The sequence below is a fragment of the Sphingomonas rosea genome (assembly GCF_039538065.1).
Taxonomy (GTDB): Bacteria; Pseudomonadota; Alphaproteobacteria; order Sphingomonadales; family Sphingomonadaceae; genus Sphingomicrobium; species Sphingomicrobium rosea.
The window spans coordinates 1,246,874-1,267,356 of the sequence record NZ_BAABBR010000001.1; the positions used below are offsets into that span (position 1 = coordinate 1,246,874).

Below are 20,483 nucleotides of genomic sequence, written 5' to 3' on the forward strand. Positions count from 1 at the left end.
CGCTACCGCTTCAGGTTCGACAGTTCCTGCAGCATGTCGTCGACCGTGGTGATGATCTTCGAGGACGCGCTGTAGGCCCGCTGGAAGCGGATCATGTTGGTGAATTCCTGGGCGAGGTCGACGTTCGAGGCCTCGAGGGTCGAGCCCGAGATCATTCCCGCGCCGAGCGCGCCCGGCGGATTGATTGCGACCGATCCGCTGGCGCTCGACACCGCAAACGCATTGCCGGTGAGCCGGGTCAGCCCGTCGGGATTCTGGAAGGTCGCGATCGGCAGCTGATAGACCTTGCGCGCGGTGCCGTCGTCGAACACCGCGCTGACCACGCCCTTGTCGTCGACCTCGATGCTCGCGATGTTGCCGAGCAGCCCGCCATCGACGCTCGAGCTGATCAGCGCGCTCTGCCCGCCGAACTGGGTCAGGCCGTCGAGCCCCCCGTCGGTGCCGAGCTGGAGATCGATCGGCTGCGAACCCGCGCCATTGGTCCAGGCCGGCGTCACCGAGCCGAACAGCGCCGCGGTCGAACCGGCGAGGTCGAGGCTTCCGTCGGGATTGAACGCCACCGTCCCGCTCGTCAGCAGGCCGCCGGCCGCGGTCACGTCGCTCGCCGGCACCGCGAAGATCTCGGCCTGCCACTGGTTGGGCGCGGTCTTGAGGAAGCCCACGCTGATCCGGTGCGCGCCGCCCTGCGCGTCATAGATGTCGAAGCTGCGCTGGAACTGCGGGGTGACCGTCCCCGCCGCCAGGTCGCCCGCCGCATAAGCGCCGGTATAGGCCGCCGCGTCCGACTGGAGGTTGGCGCGCATCTGGAGCTTGCTGGTCGGCGCCGCCGAACCCGTCAGCTCGCTCAGCCGGACCGGCTCGAGCGCGTTCAGGTTGCCCGTGTCGACGAAATTGCCCGCCGCATCGAGCCGCCAGCCCTGGAGATAATAGCCGCTCGTGTTGCGCAGGAACCCCTGGAGGTCGGGCTTGAACGCGCCCGCCCGGGTGAACGCCACCTCGGCATCCGGCCCGTCGCCCGAGCGCACCACGAAGAAGCCCGCCCCGTCGATCGCGAGGTCGGTCTGGCTCGAGCTCGCCTGGAGCAGCCCCTGCTTGCTGATCAGCGCCTGCGGGGCCGCCGCGACGCCGCCCGCCGAATAGCTCGACCGCATCCGCCCGTCGGTGACGAGGGTCCGGAACTCGGTCGCCACCCCCTTGTAGCCGATGGTGTTGATGTTGGTGATGTTGTCCGCGACCGTCGCCATGGCGGACGATTGCGCACCGAGGCCGGACACGCCGGCATAAAGGGCGGAATAAAGGCTCAAGGTAGGAAAGCTCCTCGGCGGATCCGGCCCGCTGCCGGTCCTTCCCTCCTCTTATAGAGGGCCCGCCGAACCAGCCCTCGGCACGGCAATTTTTGCCGTCCCCGCCCCGTCTCGCCCTCCGCTGCCTCTAAGGTGGACGGGACCAGACCAGCTTGGGAGACCACATTGACCCTCCGCATTTCCCTTCGCGACGGCGAGCGTGTCGTCATCAACGGCGCGATCATCCGCTCCTCGGGCCGGACCGACCTCGCGATCGAAAGCAAGGTGACGATCCTGCGCGGCCGCGAGATCATGGCCCCGGCCGAAGCCAACACCCCGGCCCGGGCGCTCTATTTCCACACCATGATGGCCTATCTCGACCCCGAACGGATCGAGGAGCATCACCGCCAGATCCTCGGCCTCCTTGGCGGCGTCTCGCGCCTCTCGACCTGCGAGACCGGCCGCGCCGCGGTCGCCTCCTTCGCCGAGCGCGCGGCGAGTGCCGATTATTATCGCGCGCTCGGCGACTGCCGGACGCTGATGCGGCTCGAGCATGACGCGCTCGCCGGGGTGGCGGAGGTCGCGGAGCTCGCGGCCTGAGCGCCGTCCAGAGCCTCGCCGCGCTGAGCGCCGCGATCCGCGCGACCGATCCGGTCCGCCGGTTCGGTCGCCTTCGCCGGGTCCAGGGCGCGGCGCTCGAAGTCGGCGGCCTCGGCGGCGCGGCCAGCGTCGGCGCCCGCCTGCGCATTTCCAGCGCGACCGGCGAAGTCGAGGCCGAAGTCACCGCCCTGAACGGCGAGGCAGTCACCGCGCTCGCCTTCGATCCGACCGACTGCCTCGTCGCGGGCGATCCGGCCGAGCTCGTCGCCGGTCAGTCGGCGCTGCACCCGTCCGACGCCTGGCTCGGCCGGGTCGTCGACGGCCTCGGCCGCCCGCTCGACGGCAAGGGCGCGCTCCGCCCCGGCACCGCGCCTGCTTCGCTTCGCGCCTTCCCGCCGCCCGCCGCCCGCCGCGCCCGCGTCGGCCGCCGGATCGACACCGGCGTTCGCGCGCTCGACCTCTTCGCCCCGCTCTGCGAGGGCCAGCGGCTTGGCCTGTTCGCCGGCTCGGGCGTCGGCAAGTCGGTGCTGCTCTCGATGCTCGCGCGCTGGGCCGATTGCGACGTCGCGGTGATCGGGCTGATCGGCGAGCGGCCGCGAGGTGCAGGAATTCATCGAGGACGACCTCGGTCCGGAGGGGCTCGCCCGCTCGGTCGTGGTCGTTGCCACTTCCGACGCGCCCGCCCTTCTCCGCCGCCAGGCCGCGCTCGCGACCCTCGCCATCGCCGAGCATTTTCGTGATGCCGGCAAGCGCGTCCTCTGCCTGATGGATTCGGTCACCCGCTTCGCCATGGCCGGGCGCGAGATCGGCCTCGTCTCGGGCGAGCCCCCCGCGACGCGCGGCTACCCGCCCTCGGTCTTCGCCGACCTGCCCCGCCTGCTCGAGCGCGCGGGCCCCGGCCTTCCCGGCCAGGGCAGCATCACCGGCCTGTTCACGGTCCTCGTCGACGGCGACGACCATGACGAACCGATCGCCGACGCCGTGCGCGGGATCCTCGATGGCCACGTCGTCCTCAGCCGGAGCATCGCCGAGCGCGGCCGCTATCCCGCGATGGATCTGCTGAAGTCGGTCAGCCGGACTCTCCCCCACTGCCTCGACCCGGAGGACAACCGGACCCGACTCGAAGCCCGGCGAATCCTCTCGACCTGGGCCGACATGGAGGAGCTTGTGCGCCTCGGCGCCTATGCTCCCGGCGCCAGTCCCGAAGTCGACCGCGCCATCGCGCTTGCCCCGCTGGTCGAGGGCCTGGTCGCGCAGGGCAAGGAGGATCGCGGTCGATCGTCCGCCGCCTTTGCCGACCTCGCCAACATCCTTGCCGAGCCCGAACCATGAGCCGCCTCGGCCCCGCCATCCGTCACCGCAAGCGGATGCTCGACCAGGTCGCGATGGAAATCGCCGCCGAGCAGGCGCGCGATGGCGCGCTGCTCACGAAGGGGGAAACCCTAACTGCGAGGCGCGCCTGCGAACGCCTCCGCGCCGCGGTCACGCCAGTGCCGAGCGACGCCTGGTTCGAGAACACCCGCCGCCGCCTCGGCGCCCTCGCCGCCGCGCGCGCCGAATCCGCATCGCGCCTCGCCGAGCTTCGCCACGTCGCGGTCGAGCAGCGTGCGCGCCTCCGCCTGCTCGAGGACGCCGCCGCCGCCGCCCACGCGGCCGATCGCCGCCGGCGCGAACGCACGATTGCCGCGCAGCTCGACGATCGAACCGCCAGCCTGTGGCACCGCGCATGACCGGCGACATCGGCCGCCTCGCCCCTGCCGCCCGCGCCGAACTCATCTACCGCTCGGCCCGCGCCGGGCTCGAGGACCGCCTGTGGCAGATCGCCATCGGCCGCGCCGATGCGGGGGTGGAGACCGCTGCCGAGCCCGCTTCGCCACGCCTGCTCGACCTGTCGAAACTCGTCGACGCGCTTGCCGCCGACGACCGCTTCGCGCCCCAACTCACGCCAGGCCCCGTCCCGAGCCCCACCAACACCGGACCGCTCAACCTCGGCGCCAACGCCACCTTCGCCCCCGCCATCGAAGCCGCCGCCGCGCGTACCGGCCTCGCGCCCGCGATGCTCGCCGCGATCGTCGACGCCGAGGCCGGCCGCGCCGCCGACGGGCGCTGGGACCCGGGGAGCCGCAATCCGCGCTCCACCGCCACCGGCCTCGGCCAATTCCTCCAGTCGACCTGGCTCGGCGAGGCCCGCCGCGAGGGAAGCTGGCTCCACGCCGTCGCGACCGAGCGCGGCTGGCTCGGCCCGTCGGGCGCGATCCGCCCCGAAGCCCAGGCCGCGCTCCTCGCGCTGCGCACCGATCCCGCGGCCTCGATCAACGCCGTCGCCGACCATGCCGCCGCCAATCTCGCACGGCTGCGGTCGGCCGGAATCCGGACCGACGACCTCGCGTCGACCGCCAAGGCCGCCTATCTCGCCCACCATCTCGGTCTCGGCGACGCCATGCGATACCTCGGCCGCGGCCTCGACGACGCGCGCGCCGGTCGCCTCCTCGCCGCGCAGGTCGGATCGGCCGCCGCCGCGCGCCGGATCGAGGCCGCCGCCAGCGCCAGCCAGGCCCATCGCAACTGGCTCGAAACCTATGTCGCGCGGCGTATCCAGCCCGCGCGTTTCCAGACCGCCTGACGCCCCAGATCGATCCGGATCGGATCGATAGGGAATAGGCTTCAAGAGCGGATTTCCCTCACTCCACCTCGATTAACTCCAACTCGGAGCGACAGGTTTAACGCGATTAACCGCGCGGGTCGCTTGCTCCTCCCATCGGAACGCCGGGAATTGGCCTTGGCGTCGCATCCGGGGGGACGCCTATGTCGAAAACCACTGCGGCACTCGAAGTTGCCGTTGCCGAACTCATCGCGATCAAGGGCAGCGGCGAGGCGCCGCTCAGCGCGCGCCAGCGCCGCGACATCGACCGCGTCTTCGTCCGGCTCCAGCGCCTCCTCGCCCCGCGCTTCCGGCACTTCATTCGCCAATATGGCCTGGGCAACCACTGGGACGATGCCGAGCAGTGCTGCGCCATCGCGGTGCACCGCGCGATCGAGGCCTATGATCCGGAAAAGGCCCAGTTCACCACCTTCGTCAACTGGCAGATCCGCGGCGAACTCCAGTCGCTCCGCTTTCGCCTGATGACCGACCAGCGCCCCTCGGCGCAGAAGGTCTCGGCCACCACCGTCTCGCTCCACAGCATCTCGCACGACGCCGACGGCGAGGAGAATTCGCTCGAGGCGATGATCGAGGACGAGGACGCGCTGGAGCGGACCGAGCGTTCGGCCAGCGACTATCTCGCCCGCGCCGCCGCCCAGTGCCTGATCGAGGAATTCGTGCAGAAGGGCCGCCACGCCGCGCTCGACGCGCTGCGCCGCAAGCAGCCCAAGCGCGAGCTCGCCCGCCAGCTCAAGGCCGGTGGCCGCGCCGGGCTCGACGAGGAAGCCGTGGCGAGCATCGAGGCGCGGCTCGAGCGCGACCGCGAGATCCTCTCGGCCCGCGTGTTCGGCGAACTCGCCGACTATGACGCGCCCGAGGGCAGCGGCCTCAACCGCGAGCAGGTCCGCCAGATCGGCAAGCGCGCCGCCAAGGTCATGGCCGAGCTCGCCGAGGTGCATCCGCGCTTCCGCGTCATGGCCGATTACGGGCCCACGGTGGCCAGCCGTCGCAGCCGCACGGCAGCCGCCCCGGCAGCCGCATCGCTCCTCCCCGAGCCCGCCGCCGCCCCGACCGCGGTGGTCGCGCTCGACGACATCGACGAGGCCGCGCCCTTCACCCCCAGCAACGTCCTCCCCCTCCACCCCGATCAGCGCGCCGCCTGACCGGGCCCGGGAGCGCCACCCGCCAGCCGTGCTCCCTGGTTCACTCCTCATCACCGGCAAGAAGAAAGGCCCGGCAGCGTCCTCGCGCTGCCGGGCCTTTCACCGACCCGAGGTTTAAGGGGGGAATACCGGGGCCGGATCTCCTCAAACCATCAGAATTCGTGCCAGTCGTCGTCCCCGCCGCCCGCAGCGAGCTTGTCGAGCGACATCGGCGGCAGCGCCTTCACGGGCGACACATAAGCCCCCTCCTTGCCGCGCTTTGGCAGCCCCGGAGACGGCCTGCCGACCGCCGCCGGCTTGGGCGCGGGCGCGGCGGCCTTGGCCGGCGCGAGCACCGCCGGCGCGGGGCCCCCGGTCCGGAACTGCTGCGCCTTCTGGGCGAGCGCCGTCACTTCGTTCAGGAGGTTGCGCGCCGCCGCGCTCGTTTCCTCGACCATCGCCGCATTCTGCTGGGTGGACTGGTCCATGCTCGACACCGCGGCCGAGATTTCGGCGATCGCCTGTGCCTGCGCTTGGTTGTCGGACGCAATCGATCCCAGCAGCTGGTGCACCGCGCCCACGTCCGACGAAATGTCCTGCAGCGCGCCGTCGACCTTCTCGACCGCGCCCACCGCCGAGACGATGTCGGTCTGCGTGACCGTCAGCTGGTCGCGGGCCCGCTTGGCTTCCTCCTCCGCACGCATCGCGAGCGCGCTGACGAGATCGGCGACGACCGCAAAGCCGCGGCCCGCCTCGCCCGCCCGGCCCGCCTCGACCGCCGCGTTCATCGCCAGCACCCGCGTCTGGAAGGCGATCTTGTCGAGCCCCTCGATCACGCTGTCGATCCCCTTGGCGCTGTCGCTGACGCGGCCCATCGCCTGGACGGCCTCGTCGGCCAGCGCGCGGCCGCCGCTGACGGTCGCGATCGCCTGGTCGGCGCGCCCTACGGTCTCGCTCGAGGCCTCGGCCGAGGCGCGGAGCCGCCCGTTCATCTGCTGCACCGCCGCGCTCGTCTCCTCGAGGCTCGCGGCATTGCCTTCGGTCCGCCGGGCCAGGTCCTCGCTCGCCTGCGCGATCTCGTCGCTCCCGACGCGGATGCCGGACGCGCTTTGAGTCACCGCGAGGATCAGGTCCGCAATGCCGGCGACGGCCTCGTTGTAGGCATCTTTCAGCCCCGCATAGGCCGGGGGCGCGTCGGCGGTGATCCGGACGGTGAGGTCGCCGCCGCGCAGGGCCTTGAGCGCATCGCCGAACAGGTCGACCACCGCTTTCTGCTCCCTCGCCTGCGCGACCATCTGTTCGCGGGCCGTGTCGCGGAACACGAACATCGCCTTGGTCATGCGGCCGACGCAGTCGGTATAGTCGGTGAAGGCGATCGGCGTATCGAGATCGCCCTTGGCCAGCGCCTCCATCCGGGCGACCGTCGCGACATAGGGACCCGAGATGGCCTCGCGGAAGCTGGCGCCGACAATGCCCGCCGCGACCGCCGCGGCCGCGCCCACGCCGGCGGCGAGGAGATCGCCCCGCACCAGGGCGACCAGGGTCGGCACGCAGACGAGCCCGGTCATCACCGCCACGATGGTGAAGAGCTTGCTTCGGATGGGCATCGTTTCGCGGAACGATTGCATCATTTCGCTTCTCCCCCGAGCCGGCCGGCATCAGCCCCGACGGGCCACTCCCCACGAACAGTTGCAGCCATCTGACTTCCTCTCTCGATCCTGCGCGTCGGCGCCACGCGCGCGCTTCCCGTTCGCCGGGCGCGGCGCCGCTCCCTTGCCTTGTAGAGGGCTGTGGCGCTCCACCGGCGCGAAGCCGGCGATCGAATGGGCCGGCCCGCTGACGCCAACGCCGGGCCTGCACAGAAAGCGCTGTCCTACAGCAAACCTCTTTGGTTATCTTTATTCGACTCGGACCAGCCCATTCCAAGGATTGACCTCATGTCCGCAAGCGCGCCCGCCCCGACCATCGACCAGCTGATCGACGAGCTCATCGCCCGCGAGGGCGGCTATGTCGACCACAAGGCCGATCGCGGTGGCCCCACACGCTTCGGTATAACCGAAGCGGTTGCCCGGGCGCATGGTTACACCGGCCCGATGTCGCTTCTTCCCCAGGCCGAGGCGGCGGCCATCTACCGGCGGCTCTACTGGCTCCGGCCGAGATTCGACCAGGTCCAGCGCCGCGCCCCGCGGATCGCGGCCGAGCTGTTCGACACCGGCGCCAACATGGGGCCCGGCGTCGCGGTCACCTTTCTCCAGCGCGCGCTCACCGCATTGAACCGCAATGGCAAGGATTATCCCGACCTCACGCCCGACGGGCGGATCGGTCCGATCACGCTTGCCGCGATCGACGCCTTTCTCGCGCTTCGCAAGGCCGAGGGCGAGACCGTCCTCCTCCGCGCGCTCGAGGCGCTGCAGGGCGAGCGCTACCTTCGCCTGGCCGAGAAGCGACCCGCGAACGAAGCCTTTATCTACGGCTGGCTCGCGAACCGGATCGGTAACGTCGACTGAAGAACGACTCGCTTACCCTGTGACCTTCGAGACCTTGTTCAGGAAACCCCAAACATGCCCATCATCGAAGCCATCGTCGGCCCCGTCGCCAAGCTGATCGACAAGATCATTCCCGATCCCGCCGCCCGCGACCGCGCCAAGCTCGAACTCCTCAAGCTCGAGGGCGACCAGGACATGGCCGCCATCGCCCAGCAGATGCAGGCGATCGTGGTCGAGGCCCAGTCGGCCGACCCCTGGACCAGCCGCGCGCGGCCGAGCTTCCTCTACGTCATGTACGCGCTGATGCTCTGGTCCATTCCCATGGGCCTGATCGCGGCCGCCAACCCGTCCACCGCCAACGCCATCGCGGTCGGCATGACCGTCTATCTGCGCGGCCTGCCGAGCGAGCTCTACACCCTCTTCGGCACCGGCTACCTCGGCTACACCGCCGCCCGGACCTGGGGAAAGCTCAAGGGCGTCGAACGCTAGGAAGCGACTCCTCCCCCTTGCCCCTTTAGTCCACCCGTGGAACGATCTTCCCCGAGCCGTCTTCTAGGATGGCAAAAGGGAGGACGTTTCGCGCTTGGGGCAGCTACCGGAACCGCGTCGCAATTGCTGGCGGATCGAGGAAGCGTCGCGCGCGGCGGTGATCGTCGACGCCTGCGACTATTATCGCATCATCCGCGAGGCGATGCTGCGCGCCAAGCATCGCATCATGATCATCGGCTGGGACTTCGACCCGCGGATCAAGCTCGACCGGACCGAGAGCGATCAAAGCCTCGGCGACTTCCTCCTCGAGCTTGCGCACAAGAAGCCCGACGTCCCGATCAAGATCCTGAGCTGGCGGGTCGGCGCGCTCAAGCTCGCGCTGCGCGGAAGCGCCCTTCTCTGGCTGGCGCGGCTGACCTGGACCAAGGCAATCCGCTTCGTGATGGACGGCGCGCATCCGGTCGGCTGCTCGCACCACCAGAAGATCGTCGTCATCGACGACTGCTTCGCCATCTGCGGCGGGATCGACATGACCGGCGACCGTTGGGACCGGCCCGCGCACGAGGACCATGATCCCGACCGCCGGCGCCCCGGCGGCTCCGAATACGGCCCCTGGCATGACGCCACCATGGCCTGCGAAGGCCCGCTCGCTGCCGCGCTCGGCGAACTTGCCCGGACCCGCTGGGAGCATGCCACCGGGGAAAAGCTCGACCCGATCGATTGCCACGACGAGGTCTGGCCCGATCATCTCGAGCCGCAGTTCGAAGACAGCCGCTTCGCCATCGCCCGGACGGTCGCCGCCTACCAGGACTGGAAGGAGGTCAAGGAGATCGAGGCGCTGACCCTCGACATGATCGCCGCGGCCAGGCGCTTCATCTACGCCGAAAACCAGTATTTCACCTCGCCCAAGATCGCCGCCGCGATCATCAAGCGCCTGGGCGAGCCCGACCCGCCCGAATTCCTGCTGGTCAATCCGGTCCAGGCCGACGGCTGGCTCGAGCAGGTCGCGATGGACGCCACGCGGCTTCGCCTGGTCGAGCTCATCGGCAATGCCGACCCCGGCAACCGCTTCCGCATCGTCACCCCCAAGACCAGGGGCGACGACGACATCTACGTCCACGCCAAGCTGATGATCGTTGACGATACGATGCTCAAGATCGGCTCGGCCAACATGAACAACCGCAGCCTCGGCCTCGACAGCGAGTGCGACGTGATGCTCGACGCGTCGACCGATGCCGAGCGCGATGCCCTCGCCGCGCTGCGCACCCGCCTCCTTGCCGAACATCTCGACACGACCGAGGAAAAGGTCGCCGCCACCTTCGCCGAGAAGGGCTCGCTCCTCGCCACGCTCGACGCCCTCAACCCTAGGACAGGTCGCCGGCTGGAGCCGCTGCCGTTCGAACGGCCCGAGGGCGTGGCCAAGACTATCGCCGAGACCGAACTACTCGACCCCAAGAGTCCCGACATGATGTTCGAAGGCTTCACGCACCGCAGCCTGTTCGATCCGCTGCGTGACCGGATCCATCGCCGCCGCGCCCGCAAGCGGCACCCGAACGCCTGATGGCCCGCTCCTCGCGCCGCACCCGCTGGCATAACATCCCCCGGGTCGCGGCCGAGTTCGTCGATCGCTTTGGCTGGAGCCCGGTCAGCCTCCTCAACAAGATCGACCGCCTTACCCCCGGCCGCGGCGATCGCGCGCACCGGATCGGCGACGGGGTCCGCTACGGTCCGCACCGCCGCCACCATCTCGACATCTGGGCGCCCTCGCACCCGACCTCGGCGCGGCTTCCGGTCGTGGTCTTCTTCTATGGCGGCGGCTGGCATTCGGGCGAGCGCACCGATTACGGCTTCGCCGCCGCCGCCTTCGCCGCGCAGGGCTTCGTCGCGGTGGTTCCCGACTACCGGCTCGTCCCCGAGGTCCGCTATCCCGACTTCCTCGAGGATGCCGCGCTCGCGCTCAAATGGGTGTGGGGCAACATCGGCCTCTATGGCGGCGACCCCGCGCGCATCACGGTCGCGGGCCATAGCGCCGGCGCCTACATCGCCGCGATGCTCGCGCTCGACCCGCGCTGGCTCTCCTCGGTGCAATTGCCGCCGAGCACGGTCAGGGCCGGCGTCCTGCTCTCGGGCCCGTTCGACTTCGCCCCGTTCCGCGAGTGGCGCGGGCGGGCCACCTTTGGTGGCTACCCCGACCCGGCCGAGACGCAGCCGATCAACCACGTCCGCGCCGACGCCCCGCCGCTCCTCCTGCTCCACGGCAGCTCGGACCGGCTGGTCTACGCCAAGAACAGCAAAAGCCTCGCGAGCGCGCTGACCCGTGCCGGCGCGCCGTACGAGATGAAGATCTACCGCGGCTGCGACCATGCCGGGACCGTGGTCGCGCTCTCCCGTCCCTTCCGCGGCCGCTTCCCCGTCCTCGCCGACGCGGCCGCTTTCTTGCGCTCGGCGCTCGGGCTTCCCACTTCCGCCGCCACAGCATGAGCGGGACGAACATGGAACAATGGCACGGCACCACGATCCTCGGGGTGCGCAAGGACGGCCGCACGGTGATCGCCGGCGACGGTCAGGTCAGCATGGGCAACACGGTGATGAAGCCCAATGCGAAGAAGGTCCGGCGGCTGGGCCGTGACGGCAGCGTCATCGGCGGGTTCGCCGGCGCGACCGCCGACGCCTTCACCCTGTTCGAACGGCTCGAGAAGAAGCTCGAGGCGCATCAGGGCCAGCTCCTCCGCGCCGCGGTCGAGCTCGCCAAGGACTGGCGCACCGACAAGTTCCTGCGCAACCTCGAGGCGATGATGATCGTCGCCGACAAGGAAGTGATGCTGGTCATCACCGGCAATGGCGACGTGCTCGAGCCCGAAGGCGGGATCGCCGCGATCGGCTCGGGAGGGCTCTACGCGCTCTCGGCGGCCAAGGCGCTCGACGACTACGAGACCGATCCCGACAAGCTCGCCCGCCGCGCCATGGCGATCGCCGCCGAGGTCTGCGTCTTCACCAACGACCGACTGACCGTCGAGACGGTCTGACCCCTATTCCCCCTCCCGCCCGCGGGAGGCGAGAAGGCTCAGGAAATGAACGACAATCTTACCCCCAAGACCATCGTCGCCGCCCTCGACGACCACATCATCGGCCAGGCCGACGCCAAGCGCGCGGTCGCGGTCGCGCTGCGCAACCGCTGGCGCCGCCAGCAGCTCAGCCCGGAGTTGCGCGACGAGGTCACGCCCAAGAACATCCTGATGATCGGGCCGACCGGTTGCGGGAAGACCGAGATCAGCCGGCGCCTTGCCCGGCTCGCCGACGCGCCCTTCGTCAAGGTCGAGGCGACCAAGTTCACCGAGGTCGGCTATGTCGGCCGCGACGTCGAGCAGATCGCCCGCGACCTCGTCGAGGAAGCCGTCCGGCTCGAAAAGGAACGTCGCCGCCTGGCCGTCCGGACCGCCGCCGAAGACGCCGCGATGGAGCGGCTGCTCGACGCACTCACCGGCAAGGGCTCGAGCGAGGCGACGCGGGCGAGCTTCAAGGCCCGCTACGCCGACGGCAGCCTCGACACCGCCGAGGTCGAGATCGACGTCACCGAGGCCCCGTCCATGCCCTTCGACCTCCCCGGCCAGGGCGGCATGGGCATGATCAACCTCAGCGAGATGATGAGCAAGGCGATGGGCGGCGCGCCCAAGAAGCGGCGCAAGCTCAAGGTCCCCGACGCCTTCGCCAAGTTGACCGAGGAAGAAGCCGACAAGCGCCTCGACCAGGACGACATCACCGCCAAGGCGCTCGCCGATGCGGAGGCCAATGGCATCGTCTTCCTCGACGAGATCGACAAGATCGCGGTCAGCGACGTGCGCGGCGGCTCGGTCAGCCGCGAGGGCGTCCAGCGCGACCTCCTCCCGCTGATCGAGGGCACCACGGTCGCGACCAAATACGGCCCGCTCAAGACCGACCACATCCTGTTCATCGCGTCTGGCGCCTTCCATGTCGCCAAGCCCGCCGACCTGCTGCCCGAACTCCAGGGCCGCTTGCCGATCCGGGTCGAATTGAAGGCGCTGACCGAGGAGGATTTCGTCCGGATCCTGTCCTCGACCCGCGCCAGCCTGACCGAGCAATATCGCGCCCTGCTGGCGACCGAGGGGGTCGAGATCAGCTTCGACGACGACGGCATCCGCGCCCTCGCCCGGATCGCGGCCGAGGTGAATGAAAGCCTCGAGAACATCGGTGCGCGCCGGCTTCAGACGGTGATGGAGAAGCTCCTCGAGACGATCAGCTTCGAGGCCGAGGATCGCCGCGGCGAAACGCTCAAGGTCGACGCGGCCTTCGTCGAGAGCCAGCTCAGCCAGCTCGCCCGCAACACCGACCTCAGCCGCTACGTGCTTTGACGTTCTTGTAACGTTCCGCCTGTTCGGCCATCCTCCTCTCCATTCGAATCAGGGGAGACGAGACGATGGCCGAACAGGGTGGGTGCCACTGCGGCGCGATCCGCTACACGATCCGCGACGGCGCCGAGCCGGCGCATCACGCGCTCTGCCACTGCCGCGATTGCCAGCGGGCGAGCGGCGCGCCGGCCAACAGCTGGAGCCTGTTCGCCAAGGACGACGTGACGATCGTCGGCGAACCCAAGGGCTATCAAAGCTCGGAGCATGCGACACGCCAGTTCTGCGCGACCTGCGGCACCAGCCTGTTCTACCTGAACGATCAGATCTTCCCCGGAAAGATCGACATCCAGTCCGCGACCCTCGACAATCCCGACGCCTTCCCTGTTCAGGGCCAGATCCAGACGGCCGAGCGGATCGGCTGGATGGCCCACTTGGACGAGAAGCCGTCGTTCGAGCGTTATCCCGGCTGATCGGCCTTGCGGTAGCGCCACATCAGCCCGTTCGGGAGCGGTGACCAGAGGCTGGTCCTGACGCCCGCGAGCCGCAGCTTGTCCGCCACCCACTGGTTGCAGGTCTGCACCGCGCTGGCGTGGCCGCGGCCCTCGTAGAAGGCGTCGTCCGAACCGTAGCCGGCATGATCGATTCGCCGCGGCGGGCCGTCGAACTCGGCCCGGATCGCCGCCCACAGCCGGCGATATTCCTCGGGCCGGAGCCGGATCGCGACCAATTCGACGCCGGGATCGGCGGTGCGGTCGACGTGGAGAACCCGCTCGCCCCCGGTCAGCGCATGGAGCGCGGTGCCGAGTGTCAGGTCGCGCCAGGTCGGGGTCTCGAGATAGACCTTGCGCTCGCCCGCCCCGAATCCGAACCAGCGCGCCCCGAACGGCGGCGCGGCGAAATCGCCTTCGGGAAGGAGCGGCCGCCAGTCGAGCCCGTTGGCATTGGCCGGCATGACGATGTCGGTGTGGACTCCGTTCGAGCGGAGATAGATGGTCGTGCCCTGTTCGGCCTCGCGCCACCCGGCATTGACCGGGACGAGGGCGCCGACGACCCCCGCCAGGAGTATGAGCAGCGGCACTCCGAGCAGGGCAAGTCCGATCCGGCGACCCCATCCACCCTTACGCCGACGACCCATTTTCACCCCTGCCTTGCCTATTGCGCGCTCGCAAACTATCTGCGCCGCTCGTCGTCTCGACAATGAGGCGACACCGGTCGGGGCGTAGCGCAGCCTGGTAGCGCATCACACTGGGGGTGTGGGGGTCGCAGGTTCGAATCCTGTCGCCCCGACCATTTTTCTCTTCACTGCGAAAGATCAGCTGAGCCGATGCCTGACCCGAGCTTCCTCCTAGGCGCCGCCGCAGCGCCCTCCGGCGCCACGGCTTTCCTGATGCAGACCTTCCCCTTCCTGCTGATCTTCGTGATCTTCTATTTCCTGATGATCCGCCCGCAGCAGAAGCGCGTGCGTGAGCACCAGGCGATGCTCGCGGCGGTCAAGAAGGGCGACGACGTGATCACCGCCGGCGGCATTCGCGGCCGGGTCACCCGCGTCGTCGACGAGCGCGAGGTCGAGGTCGAGATCGCGCAGGGCGTCAAGGTCCGCGTGGTGAAGTCGACCCTCACCCAGATCATCAACCCGACCGCCAAGGTCGCGAACGACTGATGTTCGACCCGCCCAAGTGGAAGATCTGGTCGATCCTCCTGGTCATCGCCGTCGGCATCATCCTCGCCGTTCCGAGCTTCTTCCCGCGCGATCAGGTCGCCAAATGGCCCGCCTGGGCGCCCAAGACGCAGATCGCGCGCGGCCTCGACATCGCCGGCGGTAGCCAGCTTCTCCTCGAAGCCGATCTCGCCGACGCGACCCGCCAGCGCCTCTCGGCGATGGACGACAGCGTCACCCAGGAACTGCGCCGCGAGCCGCGCATCCAGGTCGGCGACATCTCCTCGTCGAACGGCCAGGTCAGCTTCATGCTGCGCGATCCGACCCAGCTCGACGCCGCGGTCGAGCGCGTCCGCACGCTGACCCAGGGCGTCGGCCTCACCGGCACCCGCACCTGGAACGTGTCGACGCAGGACGGCAACCGGGTGATCATGGTCCCGACGCCCGAGGGCAATGCCCAGGCGATCAAGGACGCGATGACCGTCGCCCGCGACGTCGTGCGCCGCCGGATCGATCCCTCGGGCACGCGCGAAATCACCGTCATCAACCAGGGCCAGAACCGGATCCTCGTCCAGGTCCCGGGCATCGACGATCCCGAGGCGTTGAAGCGCCTGATCGGCCAGACCGCCCGGCTCGAATTCAAGCTCGTCGACCAGAATGCCGACCAGGCCCAGGTCGCGCAGGGCCGCGCGCCCGCCGGCAGCCAGGTGCTCCCGCGCGCCGACGGCACCGGCTTCGTCGCGCTTCAGCGCCGGGTAATGGTCAGCGGCGAGGAAGTCGCCGACGCCAAGCAGGTGTTCGACCAGCAGTCGGGCGCCCCGGTCGTCTCGATCCGCTTCGACAGCTCGGGCGCGCGCCGCTTCGGCCGCACCACCACCGAGAACGTCAACAAGCCGTTCGCGATCGTCCTCGACAACAAGGTGATCTCGGTCGCCAACATCAACGAGCCGATCCTCGGCGGCAGCGCGCAGATCAGCGGCGGCTTCACCACGCAAAGCGCCAACGAGCTCGCCATCTCGCTCTCGTCGGGCAAGCTGCCGGTGAAGCTCGACGTCATCGAGGAACGCACCGTCTCGGCCGAGCTCGGCAACGATTCGATCCGCTCGGGCGCCATCGCCTCGGGCGTGGCGGTCCTCGCGGTGATGCTGTTCATGGTCATCACCTACGGCCGCTTCGGCTGGTATGCGAACCTCGGCCTCGTCATCAACACGCTGCTGATCCTCGGCGTGATGGGCCTCATCGGCTCGGCGCTGACCCTGCCCGGCATCGCCGGCTTCGTGCTCACCATCGGCGCGGCGGTCGACGCCAACGTGCTGATCAACGAGCGCATCCGCGAAGAGCAGCGCCGTGGCCGCAAGATCCTCGACGCGATCGAGACCGGCTACAAGGAAGCGTCCACCGCCATCTTCGACGCCAACATCACCAACGTCATCGCCGCGGCGATCATGTGGTATTTCGGCTCAGGGCCAGTGCGCGGCTTCGCGATCGTGCTGCTGATCGGCATCATCACCTCGGTCTTCACCGCGGTGAACTTCACCCGCCTTCTGGTCGCCCTCTGGGTCCGCAAGAAGCGTCCGCGCGAACTGCACATCTGAGGCGCCAAGCGATGAAACTCCTCAAGCTCGTCCCCGACAACACCAACATCGACTTCATGAAGGTGCGCAACATCGCCCTCGTGATCTCGATCATCCTGACCGTCGCCAGCCTGTCGCTGGTCGCGATCAAGGGCCTCAACCTCGGGATCGATTTCGTCGGTGGCCAGGTCGTTCGCGCGACCTTCGCCCAGCCGATCAACATCGAGGACCTGCGCGGGCGGATGAACGCGCTCGACGTCGGCGAAGCGAGCATCCAGGACTTCGGCGACAACCGCACCTACCAGGTCCGCCTGCCGAGCCCGCCCGACGCCAAGGCCTCGGCCGAGATCGTCGGCAAGGTCCGCACCGCGCTCCAGAACCAGTATCCGGGCGTCAAGGTCGGCGCCGGCGAAGCGGTATCCGGCAAGGTCAGCGAAGAGCTCGCCCGCGACGGCGCGCTGGCGCTCGGGCTCGCGATGCTCGGAATCGCCATCTACATCTGGTTCCGGTTCGAGTGGCAGTTCGGCGTCGGCGCGCTGGTGACCCTGTTCCACGACGTCTCGATGATTCTCGGCTTCTTCGCCGTGACCCGCCTGCAATTCGACCTCAACGTCGTCGCGGCGTTCCTCACCGTCGTCGGCTATTCGCTCAACGACACCGTCGTCATCTACGACCGCATTCGCGAGAATCTGCGCAAGTATCGCAAGATGCAGATCATCCCGATGCTCAACCTGACGCTGAACGAGACGCTGTCGCGCACCATCGTCACCTCGCTCTCGATCATGCTCGCGCTGACCATGCTGCTGATCTTCGGTCCCGAGGTGATCTTCGGCCTGACCGCGGCGATCCTGCTCGGCACCTTCGTCGGCACCTATTCGTCGATCTACATCTCGGCCCCGATCCTGGTCTGGCTGGGCGTCCGCCCCGACAGCTTCCTCAAGGCCGAGGACAAGGCACCCGCGAAACTTGCCGGGGGCGACGGCGCGGTGGTGTAAGCCGGCGTTCAGCCGCCGGCCGCCATCTCCGCTTGGCCCCCACGTCCGACTGTCCTAGAAGGCCGCTCATGCTCAAGCCCACCCGTTCGATCGTCCTGCTGCTCGCCTGCGCCGCCATCCTGCCCGCCGCCGGCTGCGCCCGCAATCGGACCAAGGCCGACACCAATTACGTCGCGCGCGACGTCAACACGCTCTACTCGCTCGCCAAGAGCCGGCTCGATAACCGGGACTACGAGACCGCGGCCAAGCTGTTCGACGAGGTCGAGCGCCAGCATCCCTATTCGGTCTGGGCGCGCCGCGCGCAGCTGATGAGCGCGTTCAGCTATTACATGGCGCAGAGCTATCCCGACGCGGTCAGCTCGGCCCAGCGCTTCCTGACGATCCATCCGGGCAACAAGGATGCGCCCTACGCGAACTATCTGATCGCGATGAGCTATTATAACCAGATCGCGGACGTCACCCGCGACCAGCGGATCACCGGCCAGGCCGGCGACGCCTTCCGCGAGCTCATCCGCCGCTACCCCGAGAGCCGCTACGCCGCCGACGCGCGCCTCAAGCTCGACCTCATCAACGACCAGCTCGCCGGCAAGGAAATGGAAGTCGGCCGCTACTACCAGCGGTCGGGCAATTGGCTCGCCAGCGTCAGCCGCTTCCGCGAGGTGATCGACACCTACCAGACCACCACCCACACGCCCGAGGCGCTGATGCGCCTGACCGAGAGCTATCTCGCGCTCGGCCTTCCGGACGAAGCGGCCAAGTCGGCCGCCGTGCTCGGCCGCAACTATCCGGGCACCGACTGGTACAAGCGCGCCTACGACCTCGTCCGCAAGCACGTGCCGAACGCGCCGCTCAGCGCGGCCTGACGCCTATGCTGCGGCAGCTCGTCATCCGTGACGTGGTGCTGATCGACCGTCTGACGCTCGACTTCGGCGATGGCCTCGGGGTCCTCACCGGCGAGACCGGCGCGGGCAAGTCGATCCTGCTCGATTCGCTTGGCCTCGCGCTCGGCATGCGCGCCGACAGCGGCCTCGTCCGCGCGGCCCAGGACGCCGCCGCCGTCACCGCTGCCTTCGAACTCGGCCCCGACCACCCGGCGGTGCCGCTCCTCGACGCCGCCGGGGTCGAACAGGAAGCGGGCGAACCCCTCCTCTTCCGCCGCACCTTGAAGGCCGATGGCGGCAGCCGCGCCTTTCTCGGCGGCGCGCCCGTTCCCGCCTCGACCTTGCGCGAGGTCGGCGCGAGCCTGGTCGAGATCCACGGCCAGCACGACGACCGCGGCCTGCTCAATCCCAAGGGCCACCGCGGGCTGCTGGACAGCTTCGGCAAGGTCCGGACCGACGCCGTCCAGCGCGCCTGGACCCGCCTCACCGATCTCCGCCAGGAGCTCGACCAGCTCCGCCGCAGCCAGGAAGATGCCGACCGCGACCGCGATTTCCTCGAACATAGCGTCGAGGAACTGCGCAAGCTCCGCCCCGAGGAAGGCGAGGAGGAGGCGCTGGCCGAAAAGCGCGCCGCGATGAAGCAGTTCGCGCGCATCACCGACGACCTCGACGGCCTGCAGGAGCTATTCACCGGTTCCGAGGGCGGCCTGTCGCAGCTCCGACAGGCGGCGCGCCGCCTCGAACGGGTCGGCGACGCCCACCCGCTTCTCGCCGAGGCGCTCGCCGCCCTCGACCGCGCGATCATCGATGCCTCGGAAGCCGAGGACAAGGTCGAGCGCGCCCGCACCGAACTCGATTTCTCGCCCGATGACCTCGAGGCCGCCGAGGCCCGCCTCTTCGAACTGCGCGGCATCGCCCGCAAGCACCGGGTCGAGCCCGACCAGCTGCGCCATCTCCTGATCCAGATGGAGGAAGCGCTCGAAAGCGCCGCCGGCGGCTCGGCCCGGATCGCCGAGCTCGAGCGCAGCCTCGATGTCGCCGAGGCCGATTATCATGCCGCCGCCGCCGCGCTGACCGAGGCCCGCCAGGCCGCCGCCGCCCGGCTCGACGCCGCGGTCGCCGCCGAGCTCGCGCCGCTCAAGCTCGAGGCCGCGCGCTTCCGCACCGTCGTCTCGCCCGGCGAACCCGGCCCCGCCGGCGCCGACCGCGTCGAATTCGAAGTCTCGACCAATCCCGGCGCCCCGTTCGGCGCGCTGATCAAGATCGCCTCGGGCGGCGAATTGTCGCGCTTCATCCTCGCCCTGAAGGTCGCCCTCGCCGAAGAAGGCGGCGCTTCGACCATGATTTTCGACGAGATCGACCGCGGGGTCGGCGGCGCGGTGGCGAGCGCCATCGGCGACCGCCTCGCCCGCCTCGCCACCCGCAGCCAGCTCCTCGTCGTCACCCACTCGCCCCAGGTCGCCGCGCGCGCCCGCCACCATTACCGGATCGAGAAGAGCCACGGGGCCGACGGCACGCGCACCACCGTGCGCCTGCTCTCCGCCGACGAGCGCCGCGAGGAGATCGCCCGAATGCTCTCGGGCGCCGAAGTCACCGAGGAAGCCCGGGCGCAGGCCGCGCGGCTGCTCGAAACCGTCTGAGCAAAAAAGAGGCTGACATGACCGAGCGGACCATCACGCACGAATTTGGCGGCGACCGGCTCGAAAGCGTCCTCGTCTTACCCGACGGCGAGGCGACCGCGACGATCATCATCGTCCCCACCGTCGCCGGCGTCAGCGAGCTCGAGCTCGGCTTTGCACGCGACCTCGCCGAGCGCGGTTACGCCGCTCTCGTTGCCGATCTGTGGGGCCGCCGCTTCACCATGCCCGACGACCGCCCGGCCGCCTTTGCGCAGATGAACGACCTCAAGGCCGACCGCGCCGCGCTCCGCGACCGCCTTCTCGACATCGTTGCGGTCGCCAGGACCGAGACCGGCCACGACGAACCCCGCATCGCGGCGATCGGTTTCTGCTTCGGGGGCCTCTGCGTCCTCGACCTCGCGCGCTCCGGCGTTGGAATCGCCGGCGTCGCGAGCTTCCACGGCCTGTTCGACGCGCCCGACCTCCCGCGGCGCAAGATCGCCGCCAAGGTCGTCGCCTATCACGGCTGGAACGACCCGATGGTCCCCCCGGACGCCGTCGTCGGCCTCGCCGCCGAGCTCACCGAGGCCGGCGCCGACTGGCAGATCCTCGGCTATGGCCATGTCGGTCACGGCTTCACCAACCCCAATGCCCATCGCCTCGGCGTCGATGGCGTCGCCTTTGACGCCGCCGCCGCGCGCCGCAGCTGGACCGCGCTCCACGATTATCTGGATGAACTGTTCGCCTGA

General features: G+C 69.4%; 20 protein-coding genes, 1 tRNA gene and 1 pseudogene. 19 read left to right on the forward strand and 3 right to left on the reverse strand.

What is annotated here, in order from left to right:
• Nucleotides 1-2: 2 nt before the first annotated feature.
• Entirely contained in the window at nucleotides 3-1,304 is a 1,302-nt protein-coding gene (gene flgE / locus ABD693_RS06225) for a flagellar hook protein FlgE (RefSeq protein WP_344696157.1), read from the reverse strand.
• A gap of 165 nt (nucleotides 1,305-1,469) precedes the next feature.
• Here flgE and ABD693_RS06230 point away from each other — a divergent pair, with 165 nt between their 5' ends.
• The 5 genes and pseudogenes from ABD693_RS06230 to ABD693_RS06250 all read left to right on the forward strand — a co-directional run bounded on the left by ABD693_RS06230 (nucleotide 1,470) and on the right by ABD693_RS06250 (nucleotide 5,687).
• A complete protein-coding gene (locus ABD693_RS06230; RefSeq protein ID WP_344696158.1) occupies nucleotides 1,470-1,883 on the forward strand; it encodes a flagellar biosynthesis repressor FlbT in 414 nt (137 codons plus the stop codon).
• Nucleotides 1,880-3,215, forward strand: a pseudogene (locus ABD693_RS06235) (FliI/YscN family ATPase). Before ABD693_RS06230 ends, ABD693_RS06235 begins: the two are co-directional and overlap by 4 nt.
• On the forward strand, nucleotides 3,212-3,613 hold the full coding sequence (locus ABD693_RS06240; RefSeq protein WP_344696159.1) for a hypothetical protein: 402 nt from the start codon (nucleotides 3,212-3,214) through the stop codon (nucleotides 3,611-3,613). Before ABD693_RS06235 ends, ABD693_RS06240 begins: the two are co-directional and overlap by 4 nt.
• The gene (locus ABD693_RS06245; protein WP_344696160.1) at nucleotides 3,610-4,506 is read left to right on the forward strand and encodes a peptidoglycan-binding protein; all 897 of its coding nucleotides are present in this window, start codon (nucleotides 3,610-3,612) and stop codon (nucleotides 4,504-4,506) included. The genes ABD693_RS06240 and ABD693_RS06245 overlap by 4 nt, the downstream gene beginning before the upstream one ends.
• Nucleotides 4,507-4,688: 182 nt before the next feature.
• Nucleotides 4,689-5,687, forward strand: coding sequence for a sigma-70 family RNA polymerase sigma factor (locus ABD693_RS06250; protein ID WP_344696161.1), 999 nt, complete (start codon nucleotides 4,689-4,691; stop codon nucleotides 5,685-5,687).
• Nucleotides 5,688-5,839: 152 nt separating this feature from the next.
• On the opposite strand, the gene ABD693_RS06255 is transcribed toward ABD693_RS06250, so the two are convergent.
• Nucleotides 5,840-7,297: a methyl-accepting chemotaxis protein gene (locus tag ABD693_RS06255; protein ID WP_344696162.1), complete on the reverse strand. Its 1,458-nt coding sequence runs from the start codon at nucleotides 7,295-7,297 to the stop codon at nucleotides 5,840-5,842.
• 306 nt (nucleotides 7,298-7,603) lie between these two features.
• On the opposite strand from ABD693_RS06255, the gene ABD693_RS06260 reads away from it, so the two are divergent.
• From ABD693_RS06260 to ABD693_RS06290, 7 genes are all read left to right on the forward strand, one after another.
• Nucleotides 7,604-8,173: a glycoside hydrolase family 108 protein gene (locus tag ABD693_RS06260; protein WP_344696163.1), complete on the forward strand. Its 570-nt coding sequence runs from the start codon at nucleotides 7,604-7,606 to the stop codon at nucleotides 8,171-8,173.
• Between the two features lie 54 nt (nucleotides 8,174-8,227).
• Nucleotides 8,228-8,641, forward strand: a complete 414-nt coding sequence (locus tag ABD693_RS06265; RefSeq protein WP_344696164.1) for a holin family protein — start codon at nucleotides 8,228-8,230, stop codon at nucleotides 8,639-8,641.
• Nucleotides 8,642-8,735: 94 nt separating this feature from the next.
• Nucleotides 8,736-10,202 (forward strand): phospholipase D-like domain-containing protein, encoded by a 1,467-nt coding sequence (locus tag ABD693_RS06270; protein ID WP_344696165.1) that lies wholly within the window; start codon nucleotides 8,736-8,738, stop codon nucleotides 10,200-10,202.
• Entirely contained in the window at nucleotides 10,202-11,122 is a 921-nt protein-coding gene (locus ABD693_RS06275) for an alpha/beta hydrolase (protein WP_344696166.1), read from the forward strand. The genes ABD693_RS06270 and ABD693_RS06275 overlap by 1 nt, the downstream gene beginning before the upstream one ends.
• 11 nt (nucleotides 11,123-11,133) lie before the next feature.
• A complete protein-coding gene (gene hslV / locus ABD693_RS06280; RefSeq protein WP_344697582.1) occupies nucleotides 11,134-11,667 on the forward strand; it encodes an ATP-dependent protease subunit HslV in 534 nt (177 codons plus the stop codon).
• 45 nt (nucleotides 11,668-11,712) lie between these two features.
• Nucleotides 11,713-13,011, forward strand: coding sequence for an ATP-dependent protease ATPase subunit HslU (hslU, locus tag ABD693_RS06285; RefSeq protein WP_344696167.1), 1,299 nt, complete (start codon nucleotides 11,713-11,715; stop codon nucleotides 13,009-13,011).
• Nucleotides 13,012-13,076: 65 nt separating this feature from the next.
• Entirely contained in the window at nucleotides 13,077-13,478 is a 402-nt protein-coding gene (locus ABD693_RS06290) for a GFA family protein (RefSeq protein WP_344696168.1), read from the forward strand.
• On the opposite strand, the gene ABD693_RS06295 is transcribed toward ABD693_RS06290, so the two are convergent.
• The gene (locus tag ABD693_RS06295; RefSeq protein WP_344696169.1) at nucleotides 13,466-14,143 is read right to left on the reverse strand and encodes a TIGR02117 family protein; all 678 of its coding nucleotides are present in this window, start codon (nucleotides 14,141-14,143) and stop codon (nucleotides 13,466-13,468) included. The two genes, ABD693_RS06290 and ABD693_RS06295, sit on opposite strands and share 13 nt — an antisense overlap.
• A gap of 78 nt (nucleotides 14,144-14,221) precedes the next feature.
• Here ABD693_RS06295 and ABD693_RS06300 point away from each other — a divergent pair.
• The 7 genes from ABD693_RS06300 (at nucleotide 14,222) to ABD693_RS06330 (ending at nucleotide 20,483) form a co-directional block, all read left to right on the forward strand.
• A tRNA-Pro gene (locus tag ABD693_RS06300) sits at nucleotides 14,222-14,298 on the forward strand.
• 97 nt (nucleotides 14,299-14,395) lie between these two features.
• On the forward strand, nucleotides 14,396-14,668 hold the full coding sequence (gene yajC / locus ABD693_RS06305) for a preprotein translocase subunit YajC (RefSeq protein ID WP_344696170.1): 273 nt from the start codon (nucleotides 14,396-14,398) through the stop codon (nucleotides 14,666-14,668).
• A complete protein-coding gene (secD, locus tag ABD693_RS06310; RefSeq protein WP_344696171.1) occupies nucleotides 14,668-16,260 on the forward strand; it encodes a protein translocase subunit SecD in 1,593 nt (530 codons plus the stop codon). The genes yajC and secD overlap by 1 nt, the downstream gene beginning before the upstream one ends.
• Before the next feature lie 11 nt (nucleotides 16,261-16,271).
• Complete coding sequence (gene secF / locus ABD693_RS06315; RefSeq protein ID WP_344696172.1) at nucleotides 16,272-17,234, forward strand: protein translocase subunit SecF; 963 nt, start codon at nucleotides 16,272-16,274, stop codon at nucleotides 17,232-17,234.
• Between the two features lie 68 nt (nucleotides 17,235-17,302).
• A complete protein-coding gene (locus ABD693_RS06320; protein ID WP_344696173.1) occupies nucleotides 17,303-18,097 on the forward strand; it encodes an outer membrane protein assembly factor BamD in 795 nt (264 codons plus the stop codon).
• A 5-nt stretch (nucleotides 18,098-18,102) separates the two neighbouring features.
• Nucleotides 18,103-19,755 carry a DNA repair protein RecN gene (gene recN, locus ABD693_RS06325; RefSeq protein ID WP_344696174.1) on the forward strand — a complete coding sequence of 551 codons (1,653 nt, stop codon included), beginning with the start codon at nucleotides 18,103-18,105 and terminating at the stop codon, nucleotides 19,753-19,755.
• A 17-nt stretch (nucleotides 19,756-19,772) separates the two neighbouring features.
• Nucleotides 19,773-20,483 carry a dienelactone hydrolase family protein gene (locus ABD693_RS06330; protein WP_344696175.1) on the forward strand — a complete coding sequence of 237 codons (711 nt, stop codon included), beginning with the start codon at nucleotides 19,773-19,775 and terminating at the stop codon, nucleotides 20,481-20,483.